Annotated in this window: 5 protein-coding genes and 1 pseudogene; 4 read left to right on the forward strand and 2 right to left on the reverse strand. The window is 42.7% G+C overall.

The annotated features are described in order from the left end of the window. The first annotated feature begins 678 nt into the window (after positions 1-678). On the forward strand, positions 679-1,656 hold the full coding sequence (epmA, locus tag AAC854_RS19445; protein WP_340618554.1) for an elongation factor P--(R)-beta-lysine ligase: 978 nt from the start codon (positions 679-681) through the stop codon (positions 1,654-1,656). Between the two features lie 76 nt (positions 1,657-1,732). Here epmA and glpQ read toward each other — a convergent pair whose 3' ends face one another. Together glpQ and glpT are read right to left on the reverse strand one after the other, a co-directional pair. Further along, positions 1,733-2,809 (reverse strand): glycerophosphodiester phosphodiesterase, encoded by a 1,077-nt coding sequence (glpQ, locus tag AAC854_RS19450; RefSeq protein WP_340618555.1) that lies wholly within the window; start codon positions 2,807-2,809, stop codon positions 1,733-1,735. Positions 2,810-3,527: 718 nt separating this feature from the next. Beyond that, positions 3,528-4,880, reverse strand: a complete 1,353-nt coding sequence (glpT, locus tag AAC854_RS19455) for a glycerol-3-phosphate transporter (RefSeq protein WP_340618556.1) — start codon at positions 4,878-4,880, stop codon at positions 3,528-3,530. A 982-nt stretch (positions 4,881-5,862) separates the two neighbouring features. Between glpT and AAC854_RS19460 the strand changes: the two genes are divergently transcribed. The 3 genes and pseudogenes from AAC854_RS19460 to AAC854_RS19470 all read left to right on the forward strand — a co-directional run. Beyond that, positions 5,863-9,021: a thioester reductase domain-containing protein gene (locus AAC854_RS19460; RefSeq protein ID WP_340618557.1), complete on the forward strand. Its 3,159-nt coding sequence runs from the start codon at positions 5,863-5,865 to the stop codon at positions 9,019-9,021. Further along, positions 9,018-9,200, forward strand: a complete 183-nt coding sequence (locus tag AAC854_RS19465) for an MbtH family NRPS accessory protein (protein WP_340618558.1) — start codon at positions 9,018-9,020, stop codon at positions 9,198-9,200. Before AAC854_RS19460 ends, AAC854_RS19465 begins: the two co-directional genes overlap by 4 nt. A 291-nt stretch (positions 9,201-9,491) precedes the next feature. Beyond that, positions 9,492-10,043, forward strand: a pseudogene (locus AAC854_RS19470) (FAD-dependent oxidoreductase); the annotation flags it as partial. Positions 10,044-10,148 lie beyond the last annotated feature (105 nt).

Here is a 10,148-nt window from a genome sequence, read left to right on the forward strand (position 1 = left end):
ATTCGGTCAGTTGTTTATAGGTCATAGTGCATTTTCCTTTGGCGAGAAAGATGCCTACTATAGCAACTGACCGCCTTTTTCAGAAATTGCACTTATCATGCGAATCCAAGCTTCAAATAAATAACTCATGATTTTTCTAAATTAATTTTTATGAAGATGACATATTTTGTTATTTATATTTTGAATGAAAATGTATGCTGGCATCTTAGCCGGATTAATATTAGTGGTGTTCATTATCTCAAGCCTGCTAAAAGTGTTTTGGATGAATTTAGTCAGTTCAGGGGCGTGACGCTGGTTGAGTGATTTTTACCCCTCCTCCTTTTTTCAAAACTCTCTTTTATAATCAAGGAAGAAAATATTTTTATATTTATCTTCTGGTATAAGTTTTGTTTATAACTCACTTCGTTAGAAGATGTAATCTATTCTCAGTTAAATTTTTATTGTTCTTCTTAATCAATTATGATTGCATGTGTAAGAACCCTACCATAGGCAAACATGGCTATTCTTTGTTTTCTGTGTCTGTCCTATTAACACAGGATTATTTTTTTCCTGTCAGGAATTAAAACGATAAGTCACCAGCCACAAGTTTCAAGTTTAATGCAATGCAGACAATGATTTGTCTGGCAGGCTTGATGCGGGTAAACTGCGCGTTTTGTTTTATTTTGGAGTCATTGAAACATGAACGAAGTCGCGAATTGGCAGCCAAGTGCCCCTATCGCCAATTTATTGAAAAGGGCGGAGATTTTAGCAGAAATACGGCGCTTTTTCGCAGATCGTGGGGTATTGGAAGTTGAAACACCTGCCATGAGTCAGGCGACTGTGACTGACGTCCATCTGGTTCCCTTCCAGACACAATTTGTTGGGCCGGGTGCAGCAGATGGTTTGACTCTATACCTGATGACCAGCCCCGAATACCACATGAAGCGTCTTCTGGCGGCAGGAAGTGGCTCCATTTATCAGATGGGGAAAAGTTTCCGTAATGAGGAAGCAGGTCGTCATCATAACCCAGAGTTCACCATGCTGGAGTGGTATCGTCCGCATTACGATATGTATCACTTAATGAATGAAGTGGATGATTTATTGCAGCAGATCCTGGATTGTGAAAGCGCAGAATCACTTTCTTACCAACAGGCATTCATTCGATATCTGGATATCGATCCTCTTACTGCGAGTAAGGAAAAATTGCGCGAGGTGGCGGCAAAACTCGATCTCAGCAATATCGCTGAGCAAGAAGAAGATCGTGATACCTTGCTGCAATTGCTTTTTGTGATGGGCGTGGAAACGCAGATTGGTATTGAAAAACCGACATTCATCTATCACTTCCCGGCATCTCAGGCGGCGTTGGCAGAGATCAGTAAAGAAGATCATCGGGTTGCACAACGTTTTGAAGTTTATTTCAAGGGCATGGAGTTAGCGAATGGTTTCCGTGAGCTAACTGACAGTCATGAGCAGCGTTTGCGTTTTGAGCAGGATAATCGTAAGCGTGAAGCAATGGGGCTGCCTGTTCAGCCGATTGATGAATATTTGCTTGCAGCGCTTGCTCATGGTATGCCGGATTGTTCTGGTGTTGCATTGGGCGTTGATCGCCTGATTATGCTGGCATTGGGTGCTGAGCGGATTAGTGAAGTTATTGCTTTCCCGGTAGGGATCTCGTAATTGTGATTGTGGGGCAGTTCTGGACTGCCCTTATATTTTTGCGGATTATCTACGTTCGTCGATTAAAGTTCGTAAATTATTTGTGTTCATGATGTTTTTTCAGAAACTTCACTGCTAAATCAGGGAAGTCAGTGAATGCGCCATCAACATTCGCTTTATCGAAAACGATATCAAATAATTGATTGCCGCTGGTGGCATATTTTGGCAGTTGATCGATACGGATAGTATACGGATGAACTGCCAAATGGCTGGCGTGAGCCTCTTTCACCATACCGGTCAACTTAATGTTATTTGGCGTAGAATTATTGTCGATAATCATGTGGTAATCAGGGCCAATACCGTCGGCATATTTTGCCACTTCTTTCATCGCACCCGGCTTAAACATCCATTCATAGCTATAGTTTTGCCATGATCCATCTGACTTTTGCTCGTAGGTTTCGTTCCAGTCGGTGTAAGCGATTAGCTGAATCAGTTTCAGATCCATCCCCAATTTCGGTTCCAGCTCATTTTTGATGCGTTTCAGCTCATTGGCATCAAAACATTGCAGATACACCTTATCGCTTTTCTTGGTGTAGCCATATTGTTTCAGCACTTCCAGCACCTTGGTTGTAATATCCTTGCCTTCCTGACGATGGAACCACGGTGCTTTGATTTCAGGATAAATGCCAATGTCTTTGCCGGTGGATTTATTCAGGCCTTGGATAAATTCCAGTTCTTCCTGAAAGGTATGAATGTGAAAATCTGATTTCCCCATAGGAAAACGTCCCGGATAGCTTTGGATTTTTTTGCCATTTTTGATGTCAAAACCTTCGGTGAATTTCAGGGACTTAATTTCTGGCAAGGTAAAATCTATCGCATAATAGCGGCCGTCGGCACGGGCACGGTTTGGAAAACGTTCTGCAACATCGGTTACTCGATCTAAATAATGGTCATGTAGCACAATGAGCTGGTCATCTTTAGTCATTACCAGATCTTGCTCAAGATAATCAGCACCTTGCGCATAAGCCATTGCTTTAGCGGGCAGGGTATGTTCAGGTAGATAACCACTGGCCCCACGGTGGGCGATAACAATCTTATCTGCTGCATGTGCAATGCCTGACATTGATGATGCTAACAGAATACCTGCCATGATTGCCTTAATAGGGGTCTGCATTGGGATTCTCCATTTATTTGTAATAAAAATCTTAAACAAAAATTATGTTACTTATTGTGTGGCTGATTTTTAGCCAACAGCCAGAAGAAATAAGGTGAATGTCCAAACCGCTTTTTATATAAAATACTGACATAACACAATCCTGCGTATTGATTTTACTGGCAGTACATCACAATTTTATGACAGAAAAATGGTTATTTAGGTTCTGTTTATCTCTGGCTTTATTTAGTCATGTTATTAAATGAAAAAAATTATTAAACAATCCGGAATGGCTTTAATTTAAATAAGAATGAAATGGTAAGTGTAATTGATATAAGTGAATCATCATAAAGCACGAGGTTTTTAAAATTAAATCTTTGCTACCAGTGAAAGGCTTACAGGAAGTGCATTGGTTTGCAAGATATAAAAATAGAGTTTTTCATTCAGGAGAACCTGAAAATCTTATTTAGAATAAGGCATTAGTAATCAGAATATTACTAATAGAGTATGGAAATGAAAAGTATACCTGTAAGGTAAAAGGAAGCTGCATATTTAGTCATGTGTTGCAGGCTTAACGGTTATTCTTCTGAAGAGAGATTGATCATTGATTATATCAGGAAAATTCAGGAGTTGATTTGTATCTCAGTAAACAAAGATAAAATGTGTCTGAGAAAATCGCAGTACAAATTGATGTTGTACTGCGATTGATATCATTATTAATTCGCGCTTTTAGTCAGTGTTATTGACCCTGACGCGCTATTTCCTGTTTGTGTTTACTCTCACTCAGCATAACAAACAAAAGCAGAACGACAGAGAGTGCACTGCCGCCGATCATCACCATAAAGCCGCCATCCCAACCGAAATAGTCAACGGTGTAACCAACGATGGCACTGGCTGCCACTGAACCGCCCAGATAGCCAAACAGACCGGTAAAGCCTGCTGCTGTCCCGGCTGCTTTTTTCGGTGCCAGCTCAAGCGCGTGCAGACCAATCAGCATGACAGGGCCATAAATCAGGAAGCCGATAACCAACATGCAGATCATATCAACATTTGGGTTTCCTGCCGGGTTCATCCAGAATACAACAGTGGCGATAGTCACCAATGTCATAAAGAATACACCGGTTGCACCACGGTTGCCTTTGAACACTTTGTCAGACATCCAGCCACATAACAGCGTACCCGGAATACCTGCGTACTCATACAGAAAATAAGCCCAGGAAGATTTATCTAATGCAAAATGCTTCACTTCTTTCAAATAAGTCGGTGACCAGTCGAGAATACCGTAACGCAACAGATAAACGAATACGTTGGCAATCGCGATCATCCACAGCAATTTATTAGGCAGGATGTACTGCATGAAGATCTCTTTTGCGGTCAGTTCCTTTTCATCTTTCTCTGTGTAATCAGGTGGATAATCATTTTTATACTCTTCGATGGGCGGTAAACCACAAGATTGTGGGGTATCACGCATCAAAGTGAAAACGATTATCGCCACGATGATAGCGGCAAATGCAGGCATATAAAGCGCTGCTTTCCAGTCATTGAACCAAGCCATACCCAGCAGGAATAACAATGGAGGCAAACCCCCACCAACGTTATGGGCACAGTTCCAGATAGAAACAATTCCGCCACGTTCTTTTTGTGACCACCAATGAACCATGGTGCGTCCGCAAGGAGGCCAGCCCATACCCTGGAACCAGCCGCAGAGGAACAGCAGAACAAACATGATAGCAATGCTGGATGTTGCCCATGGTACGAAGCCCATAAACAACATGACAGCCGCAGCCAGTATTAGACCGGTGGTTAAGAAAACACGCGGATTTGAGCGATCGGAAACGGAACCCATGATGAATTTTGAGAATCCGTATGCAATTGAAATTCCCGACAGGGCAAAACCAAGATCACCTCTGGAGAAGCCCTGCTCTACTAAAAAAGGCATTGCCAGGGTAAAGTTTTTCCTTACCAGATAGTAGGCTGCATAGCCAAAGAAAATCCCCATAAAAATTTGCCAGCGCAAACGGCGATAGAGTGGATCTATTTCTTGCGCAGGCAACCGGGCTTTATGGGGAGCCGGTTTGAAAATACTTAACATGTTTGTCTCCACATGACTTTTGTATGAGCGCTTTATCACCGCTGGGCAGCGATAGTGTTAAACGAGCATGATTATGTTAAACGAAAAATTTTGACTAATTATTTTCTATATCGAAGAGAATATTAGCTAAAACAACCTAATATATCTATGAGCTACCACTAATATATAGATATAATTTCGAAAAATGGCGATTTTGAGTGATTTTCTGGTTTTTTTAAATACAATTTATTTATATTATCGTGATGAGTATCACAATAAATAGCTTTTATGGTTATTTTTGTACGTTTAAGGTTCGTTTATGTTCCTTATCACGCAAAGGCTCATTATTTTCATGGGAATTTTTCTGGCGCAGTAATCATAAAGTCATACGAATATAATCCGTATAAATATAATGCTATATAAACGTAATTTAATAAATTAGCGGTCACTTTACTCTGCCAAAACTTTAGCTAAAGTTGCTATTTAATTAATGGTATGATTTAAATGACGCTTTCATTTATTTATAGAATTTGCTATTTATTTACCTGTTTGGCGTTTTTTATAACAGGATTACAAATAAAATGTTTGAAATTAAAATTCAAAATAATAGATATTACTACAAATAGTTATTCATACTCATGATCGTGGTTTTAATGCAGTGCTGAATAGCTGTTTATGATGTAAAATATAATAATATCAATATGTTAAATGGTCTTGGTGCAGCGTATATAGGCGTAATATATTCTGTCCCACTATGAAGACCGGATGTTTATAAGTTGATTGTTTAATTAATCAAAGATTACAAAATAATACTAATTAATATACTTATTAAATTCGCACTAAATTTTTTGCAATTTATTTTTTTATTCAGTTAAAGTCTACGTAAGGTATTTGTAAATGCTGAATGTAGGCCAAAACTGCAAAATAACGACTACCAGCATTGATGCCTCCATTCATCATGAAAAATGATGATACAAGTGGAGCTCAGAATGAGAACATCATTATGAATACTTACACACACAAGGCAATATTACACACAGCATTTACTGGGAAAAAATCTTCTCCTGCTGATGATCCTGATATAGATAGTAATATCAGTCACATGATATCCGTGCTAAAACCGTGGTTTAAAAATGTCCCTTCTCAGTTGGCTGAATTGGCAAAAGTTGTACCGGATGACATCGCAGTTTCAGATCCACATGAAACATTGACATTTGGTGAACTCAATCAGCGAATTGATAATGCAGCACATATTTTTCGTCATCACGGCGTTAAAATGGGAAGCAATGTTGCCATTGCAGCCCAGCGGGGTGTTTCATGGTTTGTCACTATGCAGGCAATTTGGCGGATAGGGGCAGTATATATCCCCTTGAACACCATGATGCCGGAAAAACGCCTGAATGATATTCTCGCCAGTCTGCCGGAAAGTATCTTGATATCTGATGATACAGTGTCGGCAGGGCTTAAGGCGTCAACATTAATCCCCATGGAGGTTATCTTAAACAACATCAATGAGATAACTGAAATGGCTGAAGGTATTGAGCTCCCTGAGCTGGGCGATCATCCTGCTTATGTGATGTTCACCTCTGGCTCTACGGGGTTGCCAAAAGCAGTACAAGTACAGCATGACAATCTGGCTGCTTGCTTATGTAGCTTTGGCAAGCTGCTGTCAATCAGTCAGCGTGACCACATGTTGGCGCTGACGACGTTCTCCTTTGATATTTCAGTTCTGGAATTGCTGCTGACCGTGGTTCATGGCGGCAGTATCTACATTACTTCAATTGATACCCAACGTGATGCAATAGCATTGTCCGAAACGTTGTCAGATCCACGGCTTACTTTTGCCCAAGCCACACCTGTTACCTGGTCAATGGCTTTGAATGCGGGCTGGAAACCGCGTCCTGAAATGGGCATGCTTTGCGGTGGGGAAGCGCTGTCACAGGATCTTGCGGATCAATTGACAGACACGGGGGGAACGTTATGGAACGTTTATGGCCCGACAGAAACAACTATCTGGTCAACTGTGTTCCGCATGAAAAAAGGCGATAAAGTTCAATTGGGCGGGCCTATTCCGGGCACCAGTATCACCATTGTGGATAAATATCTGCGCCCTGTTCCTAAAGGAACAGTGGGAGAGATCCTCATTGGTGGGCTGGGCGTGACTGCGGGTTATCGCAATAACCCGACTGAAACCGCGAAAAGATATGTTCCCGATATGACACAAAGAGGTAACAGGGCATATTTGACGGGGGATATGGCACGCATGCTTGACGATGGCTCCCTCATTTACATGGGCAGACAGGACGATCAAGTCAAAGTGCGTGGATATCGAATCGAGTTGGGTGAGATAGAAATTGCACTGAGAAAACAAAATGGCATACAGGATGCCATTATCCGGGTGGCTGGCAGTGGCGACTTTGCCAAGATTCAGGCTTTTGTGCTGTTCAATCCAAATATGGTTGTGCCGGAAAACTGGGTGCATGCAACACAAATATCGCTCAGAGAAGTATTGCACGAAGCCTGGATACCGACTGAATATTATCGTATCCCTTATATTCCGCTGACAAGTAGTGGCAAGAGAGACAGAAAGCGGTTAGAGGAAGTTGCGGAACGATTGAATGCCAGTTATGACGTGGTACAGCCACAAACAGAAACGGAAAAACGCGTTTATGCCATCTGGCGTGATTTATTGGAGACGGACGCATTTGGAGTTACTGATGATTTCTTCCAGATCGGGGGGCACTCCATCCTTGTTGCCCGCATGGTAGAAAATATTGAGAAGGCATTTTCACTGCGGGTACCGATTTCCGGCATTTATGTTGAACCGACAGTTGCCAGAATCTCTGCCATTTTGGATGAAATGCAAGCTGCGTATCAGGCAAATCCTGTTCAGAACATGGGAAATTATCATAGCGAAGCATTAATCCGTCAGCATGCTGAAACGCTCAAAAATGATGTTTATCTGAAAGAAAGTATTCGTCCCGATGGATTGCCCCGGGCTAACTGGTATCAACCAGAGACGGTATTGCTGACAGGCGCGACCGGGTATCTTGGTCTGCATTTACTGGAGCAATTGTTGAAACAAACTTCGGCCAGAGTCATCTGCTTATGCCGTGCATCTGATGAAAAACATGCCCGCGACAGAATCAGGGCCGGCTTCAAAAATTACCATATTGATGTAGGCAGGGGTCTTGACCGAGTGGATTTCATTATCGGTGATTTAGGACAACCGCGTTTTGGTTTGCTGCCGGAGACATGGACACAGATTGCAGAAAGTGTTGATGTTATTTATCACAACGGGGCGTTGGTTAATTTCATTTACCCCTATAGCGCACTGAAGGGAATCAATGTCGATGGTACCAGAACGGCATTGGAACTGGCCTGCACTGCGCGCTTGAAACATTTCCATTATGTTTCCTCCGTGAATGCACTGTTTGCAACAGAATCACCTCGCCCTTATCTGGAAGATGATCGTGCCATGAGTGAATCGGTGCGTGATCCTTCTGGCTATTCGGGGAGCAAGTGGGTATCAGAAGGGATCATCAATATTGCTCGCAAACGGGGCGTACCAGTGAGTATTTACCGGCCTGGCCTGATTCTTGGACACACCCGTACAGGCGCTGCACAGGGCAATGATTATCTGGTTGCATCTTTGAAAGGCTATCTGGCAATGGGTTTTTATCCTGACCATGCTCTGTTGCTTGATATTGTACCGGTGGATTATGTGGCGGCATCGTTAGTCCATATCTCCAAAAAACCAGAATCCAATGGAAAATTCTTCAACTTGTTCAACCCGGAACAAGTTTCTATCCGGCAATTTTTCGACTGGGTGAAGGAGTTTGGCTACATCCTCAACCCCGTACCGTTTAATGAGGGTAAAGAGAAGATCCTTGCGTTGGATGATACGCACCCGCTGTATCCGCTGATCCCCCTGATCAGGGATATGACAAAGAGACCTTATCGTGCTCTGGACCCCGCTTATGTTAATGAAATTCATCCTGAATTGGAGTTGAAAAATACGCTGTCAGGGTTAGCAGGAAGCGACATTCGCTGCCCGACGATTACGGCTGAATACGTTCATCAAGTATTACGTTATCTGATTGGCACTGGATTCTTACCGACCGTCTTGGCAGAAAGTTTCAAAAAGGAGGCGGTAGCATGAAACAGTCAACAGGAAATGATGCTATGGATTGGATGGTCGTCATCAATGCCAAAAAGCGGTATTCAGTCTGGCCTGCTGAGTATGATATCCCAATGGGATGGATGGCAATTGGCAGAATGGGATCAAAAGAAGAGTGCCTGAGCTACATTGCTGCCATTTGGCCAGAGCCGACAAAATAGATTACTGGCTTATTATCAATCTTTATTAATCACTGTCATGGGTATGCTTCTGCGGGAGCATGCCCATTTTTTTACTTCCATTTTTCATTTTGTTTGTTCCCTTATCTGATTATTAAAGCGTGATGTTTATCACGATACGTACTTCTTTACGCCATTCCATGCGCGTTTCTCGCTCGTTATTGTTCCTTATCAAACAAAAAATACGGGAATTGTCTATATTTTATCTATCCCAACAAGACATTGACTAGCCGGATACGGGACTGGCATAGAAGCGAAAGAGGAGCATCTTCAATGAACGGCTCTCCTGTAACAGAAACCGATGTCATCATTATCGGCGGAGGCGCGACAGGTGCAGGAATTGCAAGGGATTGTGCCCGCCGCGGTTTACGCTGCATTTTACTGGAACGTCATGATATCGCCACGGGGGCGACAGGGCGCAATCACGGTCTGCTGCATAGCGGGGCACGTTATGCCGTAACGGACAGTGAATCGGCAAAAGAGTGCATCAAGGAAAATAAGATCCTCAAGCGCATTGCCCGTCACTGTATTGAAAAAACGAATGGCTTGTTTATTACCTTGCCGGAAGATTCTTTGGAATATCAGCAAACTTTCATCGCCGCGTGTGAAAAGGCGGGGATTGATGCACAAGCGATGGAGCCCGAAGAAGCCCTGCGTCTGGAGCCTTCTGTTAATCCTGATTTAATTGGCGCGGTGATGGTACCGGATGGCACCGTTGATCCATTCAGGTTGACCGCTGCCAATATGCTGGATGCTAAAGAACATGGTGCGCAAATACTGACCTATCACGAAGTCATGGGATTGATGAGGCAGGGAAGCAATCTATGGTCTTCCCCGTTTTTGCAACACTCATTTTGATGTATGGTTGGCTTGCTTAAATCTATCCGGCGTCTCTATGAGTATGGATACCCGCGCCACGATGAGTTCTGC

The organism is Xenorhabdus entomophaga, assembly GCF_037996725.1.
Classification (GTDB): domain Bacteria; phylum Pseudomonadota; class Gammaproteobacteria; order Enterobacterales; family Enterobacteriaceae; genus Xenorhabdus; species Xenorhabdus khoisanae.

Bases quoted from the DNA above. Each gene is read 5' to 3' on its own strand.
- epmA (WP_340618554.1), top strand. From the start codon at position 679: ATGAACGAAGTCGCGAATTGGCAGCCAAGTGCCCCTATCGCCAATTTA.
- glpQ (WP_340618555.1), bottom strand. From the start codon at position 2,809: ATGCAGACCCCTATTAAGGCAATCATGGCAGGTATTCTGTTAGCATCA.
- glpT (WP_340618556.1), bottom strand. From the start codon at position 4,880: ATGTTAAGTATTTTCAAACCGGCTCCCCATAAAGCCCGGTTGCCTGCG.
- AAC854_RS19460 (WP_340618557.1), top strand. From the start codon at position 5,863: ATGAATACTTACACACACAAGGCAATATTACACACAGCATTTACTGGG.
- AAC854_RS19465 (WP_340618558.1), top strand. From the start codon at position 9,018: ATGAAACAGTCAACAGGAAATGATGCTATGGATTGGATGGTCGTCATC.